This window comes from Microbulbifer sp. ABE4_465 (genome assembly GCF_056160765.1).
The window spans coordinates 137,245-156,509 of record NZ_JBSWXV010000005.1; the positions used below are offsets into that span (position 1 = coordinate 137,245).

At 58.5% G+C, this 19,265-nt stretch carries 19 protein-coding genes and 1 pseudogene; 12 read left to right on the top strand and 8 right to left on the bottom strand.

What is annotated here, in order from left to right:
- Positions 1 to 45: 45 nt before the first annotated feature.
- The 6 genes from dapC (at position 46) to ACXAG1_RS10545 (ending at position 7,112) form a co-directional block, all read left to right on the top strand.
- Positions 46 to 1,233, top strand: coding sequence for a succinyldiaminopimelate transaminase (gene dapC, locus ACXAG1_RS10520; protein WP_475119681.1), 1,188 nt, complete (start codon positions 46 to 48; stop codon positions 1,231 to 1,233).
- Positions 1,234 to 1,256: 23 nt separating this feature from the next.
- Entirely contained in the window at positions 1,257 to 1,940 is a 684-nt protein-coding gene (gene nth / locus ACXAG1_RS10525) for an endonuclease III (protein ID WP_475119682.1), read from the top strand.
- 45 nt (positions 1,941 to 1,985) lie between these two features.
- A complete protein-coding gene (locus ACXAG1_RS10530; protein ID WP_475092551.1) occupies positions 1,986 to 2,330 on the top strand; it encodes an ArsC family reductase in 345 nt (114 codons plus the stop codon).
- A 64-nt stretch (positions 2,331 to 2,394) separates the two neighbouring features.
- Positions 2,395 to 3,426 carry a 2,3,4,5-tetrahydropyridine-2,6-dicarboxylate N-succinyltransferase gene (gene dapD / locus ACXAG1_RS10535; protein ID WP_475092550.1) on the top strand — a complete coding sequence of 344 codons (1,032 nt, stop codon included), beginning with the start codon at positions 2,395 to 2,397 and terminating at the stop codon, positions 3,424 to 3,426.
- Between the two features lie 399 nt (positions 3,427 to 3,825).
- The gene (dapE, locus tag ACXAG1_RS10540; RefSeq protein WP_475119683.1) at positions 3,826 to 4,953 is read left to right on the top strand and encodes a succinyl-diaminopimelate desuccinylase; all 1,128 of its coding nucleotides are present in this window, start codon (positions 3,826 to 3,828) and stop codon (positions 4,951 to 4,953) included.
- A 197-nt stretch (positions 4,954 to 5,150) separates the two neighbouring features.
- Entirely contained in the window at positions 5,151 to 7,112 is a 1,962-nt protein-coding gene (locus ACXAG1_RS10545) for an alpha/beta hydrolase family protein (protein ID WP_475119684.1), read from the top strand.
- Positions 7,113 to 7,137: 25 nt separating this feature from the next.
- Here ACXAG1_RS10545 and ACXAG1_RS10550 read toward each other — a convergent pair whose 3' ends face one another.
- From ACXAG1_RS10550 to ACXAG1_RS10560, 3 genes are all read right to left on the bottom strand, one after another.
- Positions 7,138 to 7,527, bottom strand: a complete 390-nt coding sequence (locus ACXAG1_RS10550; RefSeq protein ID WP_475092547.1) for a hypothetical protein — start codon at positions 7,525 to 7,527, stop codon at positions 7,138 to 7,140.
- Positions 7,528 to 7,534: 7 nt separating this feature from the next.
- Positions 7,535 to 8,086, bottom strand: coding sequence for a flavodoxin (locus ACXAG1_RS10555; RefSeq protein WP_475092546.1), 552 nt, complete (start codon positions 8,084 to 8,086; stop codon positions 7,535 to 7,537).
- A 289-nt stretch (positions 8,087 to 8,375) separates the two neighbouring features.
- On the bottom strand, positions 8,376 to 8,894 hold the full coding sequence (locus ACXAG1_RS10560) for a Spy/CpxP family protein refolding chaperone (protein ID WP_475092545.1): 519 nt from the start codon (positions 8,892 to 8,894) through the stop codon (positions 8,376 to 8,378).
- Positions 8,895 to 9,164: 270 nt separating this feature from the next.
- Here ACXAG1_RS10560 and ACXAG1_RS10565 point away from each other — a divergent pair, with 270 nt between their 5' ends.
- The 3 genes from ACXAG1_RS10565 (at position 9,165) to ACXAG1_RS10575 (ending at position 12,142) form a co-directional block, all read left to right on the top strand.
- Positions 9,165 to 9,869 carry a response regulator gene (locus tag ACXAG1_RS10565; protein ID WP_475092544.1) on the top strand — a complete coding sequence of 235 codons (705 nt, stop codon included), beginning with the start codon at positions 9,165 to 9,167 and terminating at the stop codon, positions 9,867 to 9,869.
- 4 nt (positions 9,870 to 9,873) lie between these two features.
- Positions 9,874 to 11,280, top strand: coding sequence for an ATP-binding protein (locus ACXAG1_RS10570; protein WP_475092543.1), 1,407 nt, complete (start codon positions 9,874 to 9,876; stop codon positions 11,278 to 11,280).
- A 163-nt stretch (positions 11,281 to 11,443) separates the two neighbouring features.
- Positions 11,444 to 12,142, top strand: coding sequence for an SRPBCC family protein (locus ACXAG1_RS10575; RefSeq protein WP_475092542.1), 699 nt, complete (start codon positions 11,444 to 11,446; stop codon positions 12,140 to 12,142).
- Positions 12,143 to 12,224: 82 nt separating this feature from the next.
- On the opposite strand, the gene rluB is transcribed toward ACXAG1_RS10575, so the two are convergent.
- The 5 genes and pseudogenes from rluB to ACXAG1_RS10600 form a co-directional block, all read right to left on the bottom strand.
- Positions 12,225 to 13,094: a 23S rRNA pseudouridine(2605) synthase RluB gene (gene rluB / locus ACXAG1_RS10580; RefSeq protein WP_475092541.1), complete on the bottom strand. Its 870-nt coding sequence runs from the start codon at positions 13,092 to 13,094 to the stop codon at positions 12,225 to 12,227.
- Positions 13,091 to 14,071 (bottom strand): SMC-Scp complex subunit ScpB, encoded by a 981-nt coding sequence (scpB, locus tag ACXAG1_RS10585; protein WP_475119685.1) that lies wholly within the window; start codon positions 14,069 to 14,071, stop codon positions 13,091 to 13,093. The genes rluB and scpB overlap by 4 nt, the downstream gene beginning before the upstream one ends.
- Before the next feature lie 224 nt (positions 14,072 to 14,295).
- Positions 14,296 to 15,213: pseudogene (locus ACXAG1_RS10590) on the bottom strand (segregation and condensation protein A); the annotation flags it as partial.
- Positions 15,214 to 15,345: 132 nt separating this feature from the next.
- Positions 15,346 to 15,969: an L-threonylcarbamoyladenylate synthase gene (locus ACXAG1_RS10595; protein ID WP_475092539.1), complete on the bottom strand. Its 624-nt coding sequence runs from the start codon at positions 15,967 to 15,969 to the stop codon at positions 15,346 to 15,348.
- 139 nt (positions 15,970 to 16,108) lie between these two features.
- Positions 16,109 to 17,005: a PHP domain-containing protein gene (locus ACXAG1_RS10600; RefSeq protein ID WP_475119686.1), complete on the bottom strand. Its 897-nt coding sequence runs from the start codon at positions 17,003 to 17,005 to the stop codon at positions 16,109 to 16,111.
- Positions 17,006 to 17,302: 297 nt separating this feature from the next.
- Here ACXAG1_RS10600 and ACXAG1_RS10605 point away from each other — a divergent pair, with 297 nt between their 5' ends.
- The 3 genes from ACXAG1_RS10605 to ACXAG1_RS10615 all read left to right on the top strand — a co-directional run bounded on the left by ACXAG1_RS10605 (position 17,303) and on the right by ACXAG1_RS10615 (position 19,178).
- Positions 17,303 to 18,055 (top strand): VC0807 family protein, encoded by a 753-nt coding sequence (locus ACXAG1_RS10605; RefSeq protein ID WP_475092537.1) that lies wholly within the window; start codon positions 17,303 to 17,305, stop codon positions 18,053 to 18,055.
- A 92-nt stretch (positions 18,056 to 18,147) separates the two neighbouring features.
- The gene (locus ACXAG1_RS10610) at positions 18,148 to 18,447 is read left to right on the top strand and encodes a YciI family protein (RefSeq protein WP_475119687.1); all 300 of its coding nucleotides are present in this window, start codon (positions 18,148 to 18,150) and stop codon (positions 18,445 to 18,447) included.
- 47 nt (positions 18,448 to 18,494) lie between these two features.
- Positions 18,495 to 19,178, top strand: coding sequence for a TIGR04211 family SH3 domain-containing protein (locus ACXAG1_RS10615; protein WP_475092535.1), 684 nt, complete (start codon positions 18,495 to 18,497; stop codon positions 19,176 to 19,178).
- Positions 19,179 to 19,265 lie beyond the last annotated feature (87 nt).

Genomic DNA, 19,265 nt, shown 5'->3' on the forward strand with positions numbered 1-19,265 from the left:
CGCCCCTGAATAGAGTCGTAAAACGCGTTACAAGCAGACAATAATATGAACCCGAATTTGCAACAGCTGCAGCCCTACCCTTTCGCCAAACTGGCAAAACTGAAAGAGGGTATTGAAACGCCCGCAGCACTGCCGCACATCGCGCTGTCCATCGGTGAACCCAAACACACGCCGCCGGCGTTTGTCCGCGACGAACTGATCGACAACCTGGAAAAACTCGCCGCCTACCCGCTCACCAAAGGGCTGGACGCGCTGCGTGAGACCATCGCCAACTGGCTGTGCAATCGGTTCAAACTTTCGGCACTGAATGCAGAATCGGAAGTGATTCCGGTCAATGGTACCCGCGAAGCGCTGTTCGCCTTCGCGCAGGCGGTAGTGACGCCAGGCTCGAAGGTGGTGATGCCAAACCCCTTCTACCAGATCTATGAAGGCGCTGCGTTTCTCGCCGGTGCCTCGCCCCACTTTGTAAACTGCAGTGCGGAAAACGGCTTCAAACCCGACTTTGCTGCGGTGCCAGAGAGTGTCTGGCAGGAATGCAGCCTGCTGTACCTCTGCACCCCGGGCAACCCCACCGGCGCGCTACTGAGTACCGACGATCTGAAACAACTGATCGCGCTGGCGGACAGGTACGACTTCATCATCGCCTCCGACGAATGCTACTCGGAACTCTATTTCGACGAGGCCAATCCCCCAGCGGGCCTGCTGCAAGCCTGCGCGGAACTCGGGCGCGATGACTACCGCCGCTGCGTGGTATTTCACAGCCTGTCCAAGCGCTCCAACCTGCCCGGCCTGCGCTCCGGCTTTGTGGCCGGCGACGGTGAAGTTCTGGAAAAATTCCTGCTGTATCGCACCTATCACGGCTGCGCCATGCCGGTACCTACCCAGTATGCGTCCATTGCCGCGTGGCAGGACGAACAGCACGTGAAAGAGAACCGCGAACTGTATCGCCAGAAGTTCGATGCAGTACTGGAAATACTCGACGGCTGTATCGAGGTACAAAAACCGGAAGCGAGCTTCTACCTGTGGCCGAGGGTCGGCGACGGTGAATCCTTCGCCCGCGAGTTGTTCCGCCAGCAGCACATCACTGTACTGCCCGGCGCCTACCTGGCCCGCGAGGCCAACGGAGTAAATCCCGGCGCGGAATATGTGCGCATGGCCCTGGTCGCCACCCTGGAAGAATGTATCGAAGCAGCAAGGCGCATTCGCAGCTTCTGCGAAAAGAATCCGTTGTAGGAGCCTGCTTGCTGGCGAATAAAATGACCGAAGAATTTGCAGTGAAAAAAAACCTGCTCAAGCAGGAACGGGTAGATTACATCCTTCATAGACTGGAAGAGCTCTACCCGGAAACCCCGGTGCCCCTGGACCACTTCGATGCTTACTCTCTGCTGGTCGCGGTTTTACTTTCCGCGCAATGCACCGATGAGCGGGTAAACCAGATCACCCCGGCACTATGGGAGCTCGCGGACAATCCCTACGACATGGCCAGGGTGCCGGTAGAGAAAATTCGCGAAGTGATCCGTCCCTGCGGATTGTCACCGCAGAAGTCCAAGGCAATTCAGAAACTCTCCGAGATTCTGGTCAACGAATACCACGGCCAGGTGCCGGAAAACATGGCCGCTCTGGAAACCCTGCCGGGAGTGGGCCACAAAACCGCAAGCGTAGTGATGGCCCAGTCCTTCGGCCACCCGGCCTTTCCGGTGGATACGCACATCCACCGCCTGGCCCAGCGCTGGGGTCTTACCTCAGGTAAAAATGTGGCGCAGACGGAGAAGGATCTGAAGCGGGTTTTCCCGCGGGAGAAATGGAACAAACTACATCTGCAGATTATTTTCTACGGCCGCGAATACTGCTCCGCCCGCGGCTGCGACGGCACCGTATGCGAAATCTGCACCACCTGTTACCCGGCGCGCAAACATCCGAAGAAAACAAAAAAAGCCTGAATCCAGAACTTCAGGCCTGACAGAACGACAGAAACTGGAAAACCAATGATTACCCTGTACGGCATCAAGAACTGCGACACCGTAAAAAAGGCCCGCAAGTGGCTAGAACAAAATGGTGTGGAATACACCTTCCACGATTTCCGCGAAGACGGTATGGGCAGCGTGCCGCTAACCCAGTGGCTGGAAGAATTTGGCTGGGAGCAGGTACTGAACCGCCGCTCCACCAGCTGGCGTGCCCTGGATGAGGCGCAAAAAAACGGCATGGACAATGGCAGCGCAAAAGCCCTGGCCCTTGAGACCCCAACACTTATTAAGCGCCCGGTGATGACCAAGGGCGGCGACACCCTGTTCGGCTTCAAGGCCGACAGCTACGCCAGCTTCGTCAAGTAATCCCCGGCAGCTAACCCCGACAGCAACACATTAACAAATTCAGACTCACGAAAAGGAAACCATCATGAGCAACCTGTACAGCATTGGCTTCGGCGTCGGCACCTGCAACAGCAAGGGCGAGTGGCTGGAAGTGTACTTCCCGCAACCGCTACTGAACCCGAGCGAAGAAATCGCCAAGGCCGTGACCGGCACTCTCGATATCAATGGCGGCAACGTAGCCGTTGCTCTGGAAGAAGCACAACTGCAACCGCTGGCAGATCAACTGGCCAGCGCCGGTGCCGAAGAACAGGCAGCCATCCTGCGCCAGTTCGCCAACAGCCAGCGTCCGCTGGTGGCGGTAGTGCTGCACAGCGATGACGCGCCGCAGTCTGTGCCGGAGGCCTACCTGAAGCTGCACCTGCTGTCCCACCGTCTGGTAAAACCTCACGGCACCAAGCTGGACGGTATCTTCGGCCAGCTGGCCAACGTAGCCTGGACCAACCAGGGCGCCATCGATCTGGCAGAACTGCCCCAGCGTCAGCTGGAAGCACGCCTCAAGGGCGAGCTGCTGGAAGTTTCCTGCGTGGACAAGTTCCCGAAAATGACCAACTACGTTGTGCCGACAGGTGTGCGTATCGCCCACACTGCCCGCGTGCGTCTGGGTGCTTACCTGGGTGAAGGCACCACCATCATGCACGAAGGTTTCGTAAACTTTAATGCCGGCACCGAAGGCCCGGGCATGATCGAAGGCCGCATTTCTGCCGGTGTATTCGTGGGCGCTGGTTCCGATCTGGGCGGCGGCAGCTCCACCATGGGTACTCTGTCTGGCGGTGGTAATATCGTCATTTCCCTGGGCGAAGGCTGCCTGCTGGGTGCCAACGCGGGCACCGGTATTCCCCTGGGCGACCGCTGCACTGTTGAGTCTGGCCTGTACATTACCTCCGGCACCAAAGTCGCCCTGCTGGACGACAAAGGCGAAGTTGCCGAATCTGTTAAAGCTCGCGACCTCGCTGGCAAATCCGACCTGCTATTCCGTCGCAACTCTACCACTGGTGCAGTTGAGTGTTTGACCAACAAAAGTGCCGTCGAGTTGAACGCTGAACTCCACAGCAACTGATTTTTTCGTCGCTACCGGGTCCATTTGGTTTCCGCACTGTGGCGGCAAAACACCTGGTGGAACATTTCGGAATCGCTGTAGATACATCCCTGTACGCTCCGGCGGTGCCATCCCTGGCACCGACGGTTCCGAAATGTTCCACCAGGCGCATTGCCTTCAGTCGAAGTTCAGCACTTCGCACTGAAAAACCGGGCAACCAGTTGAACCTGTTCAATTATATGCGTTTCAACGCGAAGGCCTGCCTGCCGGGGGCTGTTCGCGAGACCTTCTGCGAGAGGGACCTCGCAGAAGAGCCCCCATGGATGGGTTCACGGCGTGTCTCGCGAACAGCCACCGGCAGGCAGGCCGCCACAAAATAGGAACAGCGCTCCCAATACCACGGAGCCAGTAGAAACTCCCATGACCCCGACAGTAAAACTAACCTGCGACCTGATTAGCAAAAGATCCGTAACCCCTGAAGACGCGGGTTGTATGGACCTGATGCTCGAGCGCCTGGAAAAAATCGGCTTTAAAACCGAGCACCTGCGTTTTGGCGATACCGATAACTTCTGGTCCGTACGCGGCGAAGAAGGCCCACTGTTTGCCTTCGCCGGCCACACCGACGTAGTGCCAACCGGCCCGGAAGCAAACTGGAAATACCCTCCGTTCGAACCACAAGTGGTCGACGGCATGCTGTATGGCCGCGGTGCAGCCGATATGAAAGGTTCACTGGCCGCCATGGTGGTCGCCTGTGAAGAATTTGTCGCGGCACACCCGGACCACAAAGGCCGCATCGCCTTTCTGATTACCAGCGACGAGGAAGGCCCGGCAAAGCACGGTACCGTGAAAGTCGTCGAGTGGCTGGAAGAGCGCAATGAAAAAATCGACTGGTGTCTGGTGGGCGAGCCGTCCAGTACTACCCTCGCCGGCGATGTGATCAAGAATGGCCGCCGCGGCTCACTCGGCCTGGAGCTTACCGTATTCGGAATCCAGGGCCACGTCGCCTACCCGCACCTTGCAGAAAACCCCGTGCACAAACTGGCACCGGCACTGGCCGAGCTGGCGGCGGAAGAATGGGATCAGGGTAACGACTTCTTCCCCGCCACCAGTTTCCAGGTATCCAATATCAACGGCGGCACCGGTGCCACCAACGTGATCCCTGGAGACGTGAAAGTCGTGTGCAACTGGCGCTTCTCAACGGAAACCACCGCAGAGGAACTGGAAAGCCGCGCCCGAGCCATTTTTGACAAGCATAGCCTCAATTATGAAGCCAACTTTAATCTGAGCGGTCAACCCTTCCTGACCGCCGAAGGCCCGCTGGTAGAGTCCGCCCAGGCCGCCATTCGCAAAGTGACTGGGCGAGAAACCGAGCTATCCACCGCCGGTGGCACCTCCGATGGCCGTTTTATCGCCCCGACAGGTGCACAGGTGGTAGAACTCGGCCCGGTGAACGCCACCATTCACAAAGTGGATGAGTGCGTGAAGGCCGATGACCTCGACCTGGTAAAGGATATGTACCGGGAGATATTGAAAGGCCTACTAGCCTAGTCTCGCACCACAGCAACGAAGCGTGATACATATCACATAGATGTCGCCCAATCTGTTTTCCAATAGACTGGTGTCTCGAGGATCGATCATTTTCGATCCTCGAGTAACAGAAACGGGCGGCCGTTTACGCAAGGTGATCTACTGACCGATGCTCAGGCCCCCCGCCCGGAAGAATCGAAGAAGTACACGGAGTCACCATGCGTTTTGTTTCTGCTTTGACCATAGCCCTGCTCGCAATGGTCAGCCCTTTTTTCGTCTCAGCCGCCGCGGTTCCCCTCGAAGACCTGATCCGCCACCCGGAAGTTCACCAGGTAAAAATCTCCCCAACGGGATCGCATATGGCTGTCGCCCGCAGCTATGAGGGAGAGCGGGTGCTGGTCTTTATGAGCCTTTCCCCACTGAAAATTACCGGTTCCCTGCGGTTTCGTGGCAAGGAAGAGGTCGGAGAGTTTTACTGGGCAAACAACGAGCGGGTTGTTGCCGAGGTTATGAGCCGGCGCGCAGCCCTTGAGGCCCCGGTCAACTATGGCTCGCTGTTCGCCATCAATGCAGACGGTAGTCGCGGTAAAAATATTTTTGGCTACGCCGCCGGTGAGCAGCAACTGGGCAGTCGCATCAAAAAAGCCGAGGCAACGTACGCCCACGCCACCATTATTGACCCACTGGTAGACGACAAGAACGAAATCCTTATATCCACCTCCCCCTGGGCCCGGGACTTTGAAAGCCACGGCGATGTATACCGGCTCAACATTTACACCGGGGTGCGTAAAGAGATCGTCGGTCTGCCGCAAGTGGGTGGGCGGGCGTATACGGATGGCAGGGGTAACCTGCTGTTCGCCAACGGAACCAATCGCGAGAACAAATACGAACTCTACGCCAAGGCCGACAATGGCTGGTCACAGATCACCCACCCGTTGCTGCGCAACGCCTACCCGGTTGGGTTCGATCACTCTCGCCAGTTGAGTTATCTGGTGGTGGATACCCCCAACGCTACGGAAACACTGGTCACCTGGGACGCAGAAAACAAAACTCTCGGAAAGGTGCTGCAACACGAAATCGCGGATATCAGTGACATCATCCTGCACCCTCACACCCAGACTCCTCTGGGTGTCTACCTGAACCCGGACTACCCCACCGCGCAGTTTTTCGATGAGGGCGATGGCTTCGCACCCTTCTATCGCGGACTGAAACAGGCCTTCGAGGGCTACCATATCAACTTCACCAGTTTTACCCGCGATGGCAAGAAAGGGGTTTTACAGGTATCCGGCGACCGCCTGCCAGGGGACTACTTCCTCGTCGACCTGGAGTCCAAAAAAGTCGACTTCCTGCTTTCTTCCGCAGAATGGCTGGATCCGATGAACCTGAACCCGATGCGTGCGGAATCCTTCGAGGCTTCCGATGGGCTGCGAATCAGTACCTACCTGACCTTCCCGGCAGGCCGTGAAGAAACCGGCAAACTGCCGATGGTCGTGATGCCCCACGGCGGACCGCACGCGCGAGATTTTTGGGGGTACACCCGCGACGCACAAATTCTTTCCCAAAACGGCTATCTGGTACTTCAGGTGAATTTCCGCGGTTCTACCGGGTTTGGCGATCACTTCCAGGATGCCGGAAAAAATGAGTGGGGCGGCGCAATTCAGCGGGATATTGCCGAAGCCGTACAGTGGGCAGTGAAGCAAGGCCACGCCGATGCAGATCGCGTATGTATCTACGGAGCCAGTTTCGGCGGTTATTCTGCGCTCATGAACCCTATCCGCTATCCGGCACTTTACCAGTGCGCTGCGGGCTATGTGGGTGTTTACGACCTGGAGTTGTTGTACAAGAAGGGAGATATTCGCCGAAGGGATCGCGGTGTCGCGTATCTTGGTGGAACCATTGGACAGAACCCGGAGGTTATGCGCGCAAACTCTCCGCTGTATCACACCGATAAGCTGGACCTGCCGCTATTTATCATTCACGGTGAAGAAGACGAGCGCGCGCCGGTAGCCCACGCGGAAGCGATGCTTGAAGAGCTGGAGAAAAGCGGCAAGCCGGCCCAGTCCCTGATCGTCAAGCACGAGGGGCACGGATTTTATAACGAGGAGAACCGGCGCTTGATGTACACCCAGTTACTGGATTTTCTGGACGCCCATATCGGTGTGGGCGCCGCGGAGAAATAGGAAAAATTGAAACGTGGCCGGTGGGTTAATGCAACCTTCCGTGCCGCGCTACCGGCTCCGTCTGATCGTGGCCATCGTAGCCGTGAGCCATCACAAAATAGTAAAGCACCTGTTCTTCGCCATCCGCTTCGGCCATCAGATCGAAGATCACCTCGTCCTTATCGCCGGGCGTCATACGCACGGATGTCACCAGATCCGGCTCGATAAATACTTCTCCGATCAAGCGTTTACCCCGCACCAGCTGAACCAGCAGTGTGCGCGGGTTCTCCTGGGTGAAACGCCAGTGAAAATCATCGTCGTCGTAGAGTATGGAGTCCGGGGTACCGGCGCGCAGGATACAGTTACAGTGATCCGCAAGCCAAGGCCAGAAATCCTGCAGTGCCATGGAAGCCGTGTGCATGTCCGTTTGCGTCATGACGCTATCAATCCTCGATCACAGCGATACTTTCTGCACCACCTTCCAGGCCAAATTCTTCCGCGATCTGCTGGCACCATTCGTTCAGGCGCGCGCAGGTCATTTCTTCCTGCTGATCCTCATCGATCGCCAGGCCCACAAACAGGTTCTGCCCGGCTATTTCCGCTTTCGAGGCTTCAAACTCGTAGCCGGCGGTAGACCAGTGACCCACGATGATCGCTCCATTGGCGACGATCACATCGTGCAGCATTCCCATGGCATCGAGGAAATAGTCCCCATATCCAAACTGGTCGCCCAGGCCAAACAGAGCAACAGTCTTACCGGTAAAGTCGATTTCCTGCACATCTTCCCAGAAATCTTCCCAATCTGACTGGATCTGCCCAAAGTCCCAGGTAGGGATACCAAAAATCAGTTGTTCATAATCCGCTATTTCCAGCTGGGTAACATCGGCAATATCGTGGACTACCACCCGGTCTTCCCCCAGACGCGCGGCAATACGCTGGGCGACGCCCTCGGTGTTGCCCTCGTCGCTACCGTAAAACAGGCCGATCTTGCTCACTGTATATCCTCTACTGCCAATTGCTGCCCCGAACGGCGCGACTCGGAAAGCGAATTCCGGGCGATATTCGTGGGGCGGGCATTTTCCCAACAATGGGCGGGTTCAGCAAGGCGCGTCGCCTTTCTCGGGACATTGCCCGGCAAAACGAAAAAAACCCCTGCAGAACAGGGGCATCAGGGGGATGGACCCCACCGGCTGTTGGGGTGGGCGCCGGCGAGTCCGATGCTGCATTCACAGCATAAGGGTATGACTGACTGCTAAAACAAGAACCTGAGAGCGTCGCTAGCGCTTAATCCGCCTGCTTTTCCGCGCGACGCGCCTTTCGCTCCTCGAAGCGCGCCTTGCGCTCCGCTTTCATTTCTTCCAGTTTGGCCTTCTGCTCATTGGTCAGGATGGCCTCGAACTGCTGGCGCTTCTGGTGCATCCGCTGCATTTTCGCCACTTCCAGCTTGCCCAGCTGCGCACCCAGACTGTCGAGGGTCGCCTGGTCAGCACCGGAGTCAATGGCCTCGCGCAGTTGCTTGTGCAGCTCGCGCATCGCCTGGCGATCCGCCTTGCGCGCCTCTTTGCCAGCTTCGCGATCCGCTTTCAGTTGCGCTTTCTGGCCTTCGGTGAGATCGAGTTCTTCCGCCAGGCGCTCAAACATGCGCCCCTTGTGGTCACCACCGCGGTGGTGCTCTCCCTTGTGATGGCGCGGGCCGTGATCCCCGTCGGGGAAGGCCATCACCAGGCCGGAAGTGGTCAGTGCGCTACCCAGGATCAGGGTGCCAGCGAGTGCCTTCCATTTGTTCATAGTCAGTTGTTTCATATTGAAATCCTCAAATAACGCTGTGCTGTAAGGCAAACCACTTTGTCGTTCACGTAGTCTCTCAAGGACCCGCTTGGCGGTTTGCGTGTTTCCCGAGTCGGTATGTGCATACTAGGCTCGCGCACTGTAAATAGGGGCTAATGGCGGTAAACATTTGTTAAGAACGGTAAAACACACAATCCTATTTCCCGATTCTCCGCGACACTGCGCATATAATTCCCCAACACTGAGCAGCAACCCTGCACCACCCGGAAATGTGAGCACTTATTCATGAGTCATATTCTGCTGGTAGACGACGACACCGAACTGACTGAATTACTGGAAGAGTTTCTGGTAGGGGAAGGATTTGAGGTAACCGTGGCGAACGACGGCGGCCGCGGCCTGGAACTGGCCCGCAGCATGCCGTTTGACGCACTGGTACTGGACGTCATGCTGCCGGTACACACCGGTTTTGATGTTTTGCGCAAGCTGCGCGAAGACGCCGCCAACCCCGGGCACTCGCTACCCGTGGTCATGCTGACGGCGAAAGGCGATACCGTTGACCGGATCGTCGGACTGGAAATGGGTGCGGACGACTACCTGCCCAAACCGTGTAATCCGCGCGAACTGGCGGCCCGTCTGCGCGCCATTCTGCGCCGCGGGCGCAATGAGTCAGAATCGAGTAGCGATGACCTGGTCAACGGCTCCCTGCGCCTGCTACCGCGGGAACACCTGTGCCAGTGGAATGATCAGCCGGTCAACCTCACCGGCGCAGAGTTTTCCGTACTCAAGGTTCTGGCAGAGAGCGCGGGCCAGGTGGTCAGCAAGGAAGTACTGACGCAACAGGCCCTGGGGCGCAAACTGATGCCTTACGACCGCTCCATCGATGTGCACGTGAGCAACATTCGCAAGAAGCTCACCGAGCAGGGCGCGCACCGGGAATTGATCATCAATATCCGGGGTGCTGGCTATATGCTGACCCGCACTCAGAGCTAACCTGATGAGCAGCTTGTTTGGACGCATTTTCTTCGGTGCCTGGCTCACCGCGATCATCATGGTACTGGCGGCGGTCTACATCACGCATATCCGCGAGTTCGGCGATCCAGCACAGAGAGATCGCTGGGAGGGGCCCGAGCTGTTCCGCGAGATCACGCACAACTTGCGTATGACCCGCCGCCACGGCATCGATCATTTCCAACACTGGCTGGAACAACAGCCGAAGGATGTACAGAAGCGCGTCTACGCCATCGACAGCGACGGCCAGGAAATTCTTCACCGCCCCATCCCCAGAGACATGGCGCCATTTTTCACCGGCCTCAACTTCCGCAATCGCGAGGCGCGTGGGCTGGTGGACAGAAAACCCAGTGTGGGCTTTTTCGTCCACCAGCGCGGTGGCGAGACACTGCGCGTGGTGTTTATTGCCGGGAAGAGTAAGGAAGAGCTACTGCTGCGATTTATCCTGCGCAGCTTTTGGCCGATTCTGGTACTGGTCACCCTGGCCTCTGGCCTGGCGTGCTATCTGCTGGCCCGCTACCTGAGCAAGCCCCTGGACAATTTGCGCATTGCCACCCGCCGGGTGGCGGCCGGGGACCTCAGTTACCGGGTAACCCCCACCCTGCGCGGCCACGGGCGCGAGCTGGGGGAACTGGCCGGAGACTTCGACTCTATGACCGCACAGCTTCAGGAGTCGATGTCGGAGCAGCGCCGACTGATCAAGGATGTGTCCCACGAGTTGCGCTCCCCCCTCGCGCGCCTGCAGGTGGCACTGGGTATCGCCCGCCAGAAGCAGATCGAGGCGTTGGACCCCGAGCTCGACAAGATCGGCAAGGCGGCGGATTACCTGGAAGACATCATTGCCGATATTCTGTCCCTCCCGGTCAGCGGAGACGCTGAGCGGCCACTGGACGACGTGGTGGAAATCAACGGCCTGCTTCAGGCGCTGAGCGATGAACTGAAAGACGAAGCCCGTGGCAAGCAGGTCTCAATATGCCTGCGCGGCGAAGGCAGCGAGTTACTGGTGGCCACCCGCGGCAGCTCCCTCACGGCGGCACTGGAGAATATTTTGCGCAACGCGATCAAATACAGCCCCGAGGGCGGCCGCGTTACGGTGACCGTGGATTCAGTTCCCCCACCTGCAGAGCAGGCTGGCTCGCCCAATGAGGAGGGCTGCCAGATTCAGGTGATCGATTCCGGGCGCGGTGTGCCGGAGTCCGAGCTGCAGGCCATTTTCCGCGCCTTCTACCGCACCGACGAAGCACGCAGCCGCGAAAGCGGTGGTTTCGGGCTTGGCCTGGCCATTGCCCAGCGCACCGTTGCCCAGCACCGGGGGCAGATCGAGGCCTTCAATGCCCCCGGTGCCGGCCTTGCCGTGCGTATCACCCTGCCGGTCCTGGACAACAACTTTTAGTCGTCAGACAGCGGATGGATAAGGATCTCATTCCCGTATCCATCCGCTGGCGAAGCTGAAATTCTCCCAGTACACTTTCCTGCAGGCTTTGCAGGCCGGTGATCGTGCAGTTCCCTCCCCCTGCCAGAGTCCCTTTCTCACACTTTCCTCTAGGGGGTCCGCGATGCGCTGGATACTGTACATACTGCTTTTTCTCGCCCTGCTGGTACTGGCCGGCTTTCTGTTTCCGCGTGTCGCCACCACTGAGCGCAGTGTCTACATCGCCGAACCACCGGAGGTGGTCTTCCCCTATCTGAACAATTTCCGCAACTTCAACAAGTGGTCCCCCTGGTACCAGATCGACCCGAATACCGAATACACCTACGAGGGTTTTACCGAGGGCAACGGCGCCATCATGAAATGGACAAGCGACAACCCCAGTGTGGGCAGCGGCTCTCAGACCATTACCGCCAGCGAACCCTACTCACGTGTTGCCACTGACCTGGACTTCGGCACCCAGGGGCAGGCCAAGGCTGAATTTACCCTGCAGCCACAGAGTAGCGGCACCAACGTAACCTGGTCATTTGAGTCGGAAATGGGCGGCAGCCCCATCGCACGTTGGATGGGCCTGATGGTGTCGCGCATGGTTGGCAAGTCCTACGAAGATGGACTGCAGAAGCTGAAAACCCTGGTGGAGTCCGAAGCCGGCGCCGGTACTCCCCCGGTCTCAGCGGATGAAGCGGTCCCTTCCGAGGGCGGCAATATCGAACCGGAAGTGACAGACCCGGGTATGGAAAACGAGATCATCGAAGGCGATGATATTGAAGTGCCGGATTCCGACGGTGATGCGATTGAAGATTTCGAGCAGGATGAACAGCCCTGAACCACATCGGCGACACCGTCGCCGGGGCACAAAAAAGGCAGCGATCACACTGCCTTTTTTTGTGCTCAACCCGTGCGCAAACTCAGTGGCTATTGCGCTTTGGTGCGCGGCCACCCGAGGGCACCGGTGACTTACGAAGCTTGCGGCGCTGGCGCTGCAGGATTTCTTTCTCCGACTGAGTAAGCGCGCGCTGCCCCAGCTTGGGCAGTCCCGCGGTAATACACAGGTCGTCGATCTCTTTGGGTTCCATTTCAATCCACTGCCCGACGCGCACGTGGGACGGGATAAATACACTGCCGTAGCGCACCCGCTTCAGACGGCTGACACGCACGCCTTGGGATTCCCACAACCGTCGTACTTCCCGGTTGCGTCCCTCCATAACCACACAGTAAAACCAGCGATTGGTACCCTCACCGCCGCTTTCCACAATATCGGTAAAACGGGCATCGCCGTCATCCAGCGAAACACCTTTGGTCAGGCGCTTCTTCATGTCGTCGTCCACCTGCCCCTGAATCCGCACCAGGTATTCCCGATCGATCACCGACGACGGGTGCATCAGTTTGTTTGCCAGCTCGCCACTGTTGGTAAACAACAGCAGCCCGCTGGTATTGAAATCCAGTCGCCCGACAGAAATCCAGCGCCCGGTCTTAAGGCGCGGCAAGCGGTCGTAAACCGTGGGACGGCCTTCCGGGTCGTGGCGGGAGCAGATCTCGCCGGTGGGCTTGTTGTAAAGAATCACGCGTACGCGGTTTTCGTCACCACCGGCAATACGTTTGCCGTCAAACTCAATCTGGTCGTCTTCGCTGACCCGCTCACCCAGCCCGGCCACTTCGCCATTGACGGTGACTCGGCCAGCTTCGATGGCGCGCTCCATTTCCCGGCGCGATCCAAGGCCGGCTCGGGCCAATACTTTTTGCAGTTTTTCGCCCAGTGGCGCTGCTTCATCACTCATGAGTGGAGATTTTCCGGGGATTGCTGTTCATCTTCATCCTGTTCGTCGCTAGGATCATCGTACTTGGCGACGTCTTCCTCTTCAGCTTCCGCTGTCGGGTCGCCATCTTGTGCTAGAGACGCCTCTTCAGGGTAGTCCTCGTCGCTGTCGCTGTCTGCGGTTTCTATTTGTGGTTGTGCCGGCGCGTCTGAAACTTCATCGTCCGCTGGCGACATGTCGCCTTCCTCCGTCACTTCGAGGGCTGAAGCTTCGCCACTGTCGACCGAGAGACCTTCGGGCGCTGGTTCGGCTTCCTCACCATCGGCAGCCTGCTCTTCCGCTGAACTGGCAGCAGGCTCGCCCTCCTCCCCTTCACTGTCTACGGTCGCATCGCCCTCCGCTGGTGCCGGTGCACCATCGCCAAGGTCCAGGACGGCATTGAGGCTTTCGATATCCCGGATTTCCGCCAGCGTCGGCAGGTCATCGAGGCTCTTCAGATTGAAGTAGTCGAGGAACTCACGGGTAGTGGCGTAAAGTGACGGCTTGCCCGGCACGTCACGCTGCCCGACAACCTTGATCCAGCCGCGCTCAGACAGGCTTTTGACAATATGCGAACTCACCGCCACACCGCGGATCTCTTCGATATCACCACGGGTGATGGGCTGCCGATAAGCAATGATCGCGAGAGTTTCCAGGGTCGCACGGGAATATTTCTGCGGTTTTTCTTCCCACAGTTTGTTTACCCAGGGGGCCAGATCTTTCGGCACCTGAAAACGCCAGCCACTGGCGACCTGTGTCAATTCAAAGCCGCGCTCGGCACAATTTTCCGCGATGTCTTCCAGAGCCTGCTTCAGCTCGGCTTTCTCCGGGCGCTCCCCTTCGTCGATCAGGGACAGAAGCTTGTCTTCCGACAGCGGCTGCGCTGCGGCCAGCAGGGCGCCCTCGACGATCCGGCGCAGTAATTCCGGGGCGATACTCATGTTGTTGGATTCACTCACTCTTCACTAAACCCCGGCGCTGTGCGCACTGGTGATTCAATACTGGTTTCTTGTTCGGTCTCGGTATCAAACGCGAGTTCACCATTGGGCTGAGGCGCTTCCGCTTGCGGTGCGCCCTCAGCATCGTCAACGATCGCGTTTTCTACGCTTTCATCGCTGTAGAAAGTATCGGCCTCACCGGAATCCTCATCGCCGGGCACCTCTTCATCCGGGGCTTCCGACACTTCGCCGCGAGCGCGTACGTGGATGGGCCCAAAGGCGTCATTCTGTACCAGCTCCAGCAGAGATTCCTTCACCAGCTCCATTACCGCCAGAAAGGTCACCACGACCCCGAGGCGGCCTTCTTCCGCTCGAAACAGGCTGACAAATGGCACAAACTGGCGGTGCTTAATCTTGTCCAACACCTGCGTCATGCGCTCACGGGTAGAGAGCTTTTCTTTCTCTACCTGGTGGCTTTCAAACATGTCTGCGCGACGCAGAACGTCTGCCAGGGCGACCAGCACTTCTTTCAGGTCCACCTCTGGCTCCGGCCGGGTCAACTTGCGATCCGGGCCGCTGGCACTGGCCTGATGGATATCACGGCCCACCCGGGGCAGTTCATCCATATCTTCCGCTGCCGTCTTGAAACGCTCGTATTCCTGCAGGCGCCGAATCAGTGCAGCGCGTGGATCCTCACCCTCTTCTTCCTCCGCTTCCGGCGGGCGCGGCAGCAGCATGCGGGATTTGATTTCAGCCAGCATGGCGGCCATCACCAGATACTCGGCGGCCAGCTCAAAGCGTATGGAGGTCATCATATCCACGTAGGCCATGTACTGGCGCGTGATGTCCGCCACATTGATCTCGAGGATGTCCAGGTTTTGCCGGCGGATCAGGTACAAAAGCAGGTCGAGCGGACCTTCAAAGGCCTCGAGGATCACTTCCAGAGCATCTGGCGGGATATACAGGTCACTGGGCAGGTCTGTGAATGCCTTGCCCTCTACCATGGCGAACGGCATTTCGCCCTGTCGTGGGCTCGCGGAGGTGTCCTGCTCACCGGAAGACCCGGGCTCGTCCTCTGCCTCGGAAGTGCTTGCCGCACCCGCTGTCTCTGCGGTCGCGGACGCACCGCTGAGCTCGCTGGCCGCAGGCGCCTCCTCGGCCACAGGCACTGTCTCAGCCTCGACGGAATCGGCCGCAACGACTTCATCTAATTCTTCACTGGACACACAATCACCGGACATCTAAGGGGCAGCGCGCGCCGGAGCCCACGCCAAACGCGCGATTATACATCAGCGTCAGCCGAGAATTTCATCAATTGCACCACATCCCTGACGCACCAGTACCGGCTCGTCACCGGTGAGGTCCACCACGGTGGTCGCTTCGAGGCCACAGAATCCGCCGTCGATGACCAGCTCAACCTGATGTTCCAGGGTATCGCGGATGTCGTAAGGGTCGGTGAGCGGCTGTTCCTCCCCGGGCATGATCAGACTGCAGCTCATCAGGGGCTCACCAAGTGTGCTGATCAATCCCTGCACGATGGGGTTGTCCGGCACCCGCAGGCCAATGGTCTTGCGCTTGGCCTGGACCAGGCGACGCGGCACTTCGGAAGTGGCCGGCATGATAAAGGTGTAAGGCCCCGGGGTGTGGTTCTTGAGCAGGCGGAACATCTGGTTGTCCACCTTGGCGTAACTGGCCAGTTCAGACAGGTCCCGGCACATCAGGGTAAAGTTATGATTCTTGTCCAACTGGCGCAGGGCGCGAATGCGCTCCACCGCCATTTTTTCACCCAGACGGCAGCCGATCGCGTAAGCAGAATCCGTGGGAAATACGATTACTCCGCCAGACGCGACAATATCGGCCGCCTGACTGATCAGACGCGCTTGCGGATTTTCCGGATGAATCTGGAAGAATTGCGCCACTACCTACCCCCTGGTTCTCAAAGCGCAGAGCAACAGCTGCGCAACAATTGTTTATTGGCGCCAGTTTGCCACAAACACCTCGGACGAGCAGCCTCCCCCGCGGCAAGCACCGGCAGAGCGGCACCGCGCGTGACACCTGTTAGCTGCGCCACAGCGCCCATACGGGCTCGACACTGCCCGGCAAATGCACACTGCCCAGTGCCCGCCAGGGCTGATCGGGCTGATGGAAATCGCTACCCAGAGAGGCAAGCAAAGACCGGCCACCCTGAGCAGCCCGGTCATCAACCTCGGCCATCAATGCCTGGATCTCCCGGGTCTGAACCGGGTTTTGCTGGCCGCACACCACCTCCGCGGCATCACCGCCGGCAGCGTGAAAGTCCTTCAGGAGCGCCAGCAGGCGGGTGCGGGTCAAACCGTACTTCAGCGGGTGGGCAAGTACCGCGGCGCCGCTCGCGCCGTGAATCGCCGCCACCGTTTCCCTCAGATCTGGCCAGGGAACCAGTACGTCACCGATCTTGCCGGTGCCCAGATACCGCTTGAATGCTTTGGCGGTGTCCGCCACATGCCCCTCGGCCACCATCCAGCGAGCGAAGTGCGGACGACCGATCTCATCCCCGCCGGCGAGCGCGCGGGCGCCTGCAAATGCGCCCTTGAAGCCGCGCTTTTCCAGGCGCTCCGCGATTTCCAGGGCCCTCTGCCGCCGCAGCTTGGCGCGTGCCGAAATCGCTTCCTGCAGAACCCCGGACGTACAGTCGATATTCAGCCCGACAATATGAACCACCCGTCGCCCCCAGCGCGCGGTAAACTCGATACCGGGCATCAGCGCGACACCTTCCGCGGCGCCAGCGGCTGACGCCTCATCGATCCCGGCCACGGTGTCGTGATCGGTCAGCGCTAACAGCGTCACGCCAGCGGATTTCGCCCTCGACACCAGCGCTGCAGGACTTAAAATACCGTCCGACGCAGTGCTGTGGCAGTGCAGATCGATTTGGCCAGATAGCGCCTCGTTGGTCACGACGGATCGGGCAGTGTACATATCAGAGTCCATAACTCGTGTTAACTTGTGTGGCAATGGTGTGTGGCGTTGGGCCGGCCTGAGAGGCGCTGCGAAATTGACGCCAAACGGAACTGTTTAGCCCCGTTACTGTCACAGTAACTCGCAGGTTAAACCGCCGATGCAGCCGTCACCGTGGCGCGCCACAGACGCCCTACTGACAGGCCTGCCACTTCAACCGGTTTACCGGTTTCAGGGATAAGGCCCCACACGGGGGAAAGTTACTTCGCCACTGACAGCTGTACCGTCAGCCAGCGGGCATTATCACCGGAACAGAAGATGACTGATAGCAACCAGACCCACTCAGATACGGCGCAGCCCGCCGCATCCCCAGAAAACACTGCCGACAAGCCCCACAAAGAAAGCTTGCTGGGCAACCTGCTGCTCAACATCGTCATCCCTACCCTGATTCTTACCAAACTGTCAGGCGATGACTGGCTGGGCACCAAGTGGGCCATCGTCGTGGCCCTGGCATTTCCTCTTGGATACGGCCTGCGCGACCTGCAACGCTCAGGCAAGGTTAACTTTTTTTCCGCGTTGGGCGTGATCAGCATTCTGCTGACCGGCGGCATAAGCCTGCTGGAGCTGGATGCAAAATATATCGCGATCAAAGAGGCCGCCATTCCCGGGCTGCTCGGTGTACTCACCATTGCCAGCCTGTACACCCGCTGGCCGCTGGTACGCACCCTGATTTACAACGACCGGATTCTCGATACTCGCAAAATTGCCAACCGCCTCGCAGCCAAAGGCAACGAGACCGCGTTTAATCGCACCCTGCAACAGGCTTCGTGGATGATCGCCGGGTCCTTCTTTCTGTCGTCGACCCTGAATTACATTCTTGCGGAAGTGTTGTTGCAAAGCCCCCCGGGCACCGCAGCGTTTAACGAAGAGCTCGGAAAGATGACCGCGCTCAGTTTCCCGGTAATCGCCCTGCCCGCCACCATCATTCTGATGCTGGTGCTTGTGTTTCTGTTTCGCCGAATCGGCAAACTGACCGGGCTGACGCTGGAAGAAATTATGGTGCAGCAGTAACGCACTCTCGCGAGCAAAGAGTTAAAGCGAACTGCCACCCGAAACACGACTATCGCCGAAAACGATAACGAACCAGGATTCCGATACAGATTATGTGGTACGCCATTATCAGCCAGGATGTCGAAAACAGCCTGCCCCTGCGCAAGGCCGCGCGCCCCGAGCACATCGCGCGCTTGAACGCCCTGAAGGATCAGGGACGCCTGTTGATCGCCGGCCCGCACCCGGCCATCGACAGTGAGGAACCCGGTGAAGCGGGCTTTACCGGCAGCCTCGTGGTCGCAGAATTTGCGTCACTGGCAGACGCGCAAAGCTGGGCCGATGCCGATCCGTATATGAGTGCCGGCGTTTACGCCTCTGTCACCGTCAAACCGTACAAGCTGGTTCTGCCCTGAGCCGACCTGCGACACCATAACTATTTGAGCTTCCGATTTCCCCGACCATGAAGAAACTGATCTCCACACTCACCGCCTCCCTGATCGCTCTTGCGGCAAGCCACAGCCAGGCCATCAGCTCCGAGCGCTATATTACCGATGAGCTGCATGTGCCCATGCGCTCTGGTCAAGGCAATGAGTTCCGCATCCTGCACCGCGGCCTCCCCAGCGGCACCAAATTGACCCTGCTGCAAGACTCCCCGGATACGGGTTGGGCACAGGTGCGCACCCCCGGCGGTGAAGAGGGCTGGATACGCCGTCAATACCTCGAGTCCGAGCCCGTCGCCAAGATCAAACTGGCCCAGGCAGAACAGCGCCTCGAACATATTGAAAGCATGCAGGGCGATCTAGGTGGTGAGGTGCGCCGTCTGGAAGAGGACAACACCAAACTCACCACGGCACTGAAAATTGAGCAGGAGCGCGCCGAGGCGTTGGCGAAAGAACTTAAGGAACTGAAGTCACTGTCGGCAGACGCAGTTGCACTGAACCAGCGCCACCAGAACCTGCTGAACCAGCACGAGCTGCTCAAGCAAAAGCAAACCATGAACCAGGCTGAAATTCAGCGCCTGTCTTCCAGTGACTCCCAGAAGTGGTATATGTACGGCGCCATCTCGGTACTGCTCGGTGCGATTCTGGCCATGGTTGCACCACACTTCAAACCGCGCAAACGCAATTCCGAATGGGCCAATTAAACGGAATTTTCCCTTCACCGAACGCTGCGGTTAGAATCTCAAGGCCCGGTTACCCACCGGGCCTTTTTGTGTTTGTCATTTGTATTC

Bases quoted from the DNA above. Each gene is read 5' to 3' on its own strand.
- dapC (WP_475119681.1), top strand. From the start codon at position 46: ATGAACCCGAATTTGCAACAGCTGCAGCCCTACCCTTTCGCCAAACTG.
- nth (WP_475119682.1), top strand. From the start codon at position 1,257: ATGACCGAAGAATTTGCAGTGAAAAAAAACCTGCTCAAGCAGGAACGG.
- ACXAG1_RS10530 (WP_475092551.1), top strand. From the start codon at position 1,986: ATGATTACCCTGTACGGCATCAAGAACTGCGACACCGTAAAAAAGGCC.
- dapD (WP_475092550.1), top strand. From the start codon at position 2,395: ATGAGCAACCTGTACAGCATTGGCTTCGGCGTCGGCACCTGCAACAGC.
- dapE (WP_475119683.1), top strand. From the start codon at position 3,826: ATGACCCCGACAGTAAAACTAACCTGCGACCTGATTAGCAAAAGATCC.
- ACXAG1_RS10545 (WP_475119684.1), top strand. From the start codon at position 5,151: ATGCGTTTTGTTTCTGCTTTGACCATAGCCCTGCTCGCAATGGTCAGC.
- ACXAG1_RS10550 (WP_475092547.1), bottom strand. From the start codon at position 7,527: ATGACGCAAACGGACATGCACACGGCTTCCATGGCACTGCAGGATTTC.
- ACXAG1_RS10560 (WP_475092545.1), bottom strand. From the start codon at position 8,894: ATGAAACAACTGACTATGAACAAATGGAAGGCACTCGCTGGCACCCTG.
- ACXAG1_RS10565 (WP_475092544.1), top strand. From the start codon at position 9,165: ATGAGTCATATTCTGCTGGTAGACGACGACACCGAACTGACTGAATTA.
- ACXAG1_RS10570 (WP_475092543.1), top strand. From the start codon at position 9,874: ATGAGCAGCTTGTTTGGACGCATTTTCTTCGGTGCCTGGCTCACCGCG.
- ACXAG1_RS10575 (WP_475092542.1), top strand. From the start codon at position 11,444: ATGCGCTGGATACTGTACATACTGCTTTTTCTCGCCCTGCTGGTACTG.
- rluB (WP_475092541.1), bottom strand. From the start codon at position 13,094: ATGAGTGATGAAGCAGCGCCACTGGGCGAAAAACTGCAAAAAGTATTG.
- ACXAG1_RS10600 (WP_475119686.1), bottom strand. From the start codon at position 17,005: ATGTACACTGCCCGATCCGTCGTGACCAACGAGGCGCTATCTGGCCAA.
- ACXAG1_RS10605 (WP_475092537.1), top strand. From the start codon at position 17,303: ATGACTGATAGCAACCAGACCCACTCAGATACGGCGCAGCCCGCCGCA.
- ACXAG1_RS10610 (WP_475119687.1), top strand. From the start codon at position 18,148: ATGTGGTACGCCATTATCAGCCAGGATGTCGAAAACAGCCTGCCCCTG.
- ACXAG1_RS10615 (WP_475092535.1), top strand. From the start codon at position 18,495: ATGAAGAAACTGATCTCCACACTCACCGCCTCCCTGATCGCTCTTGCG.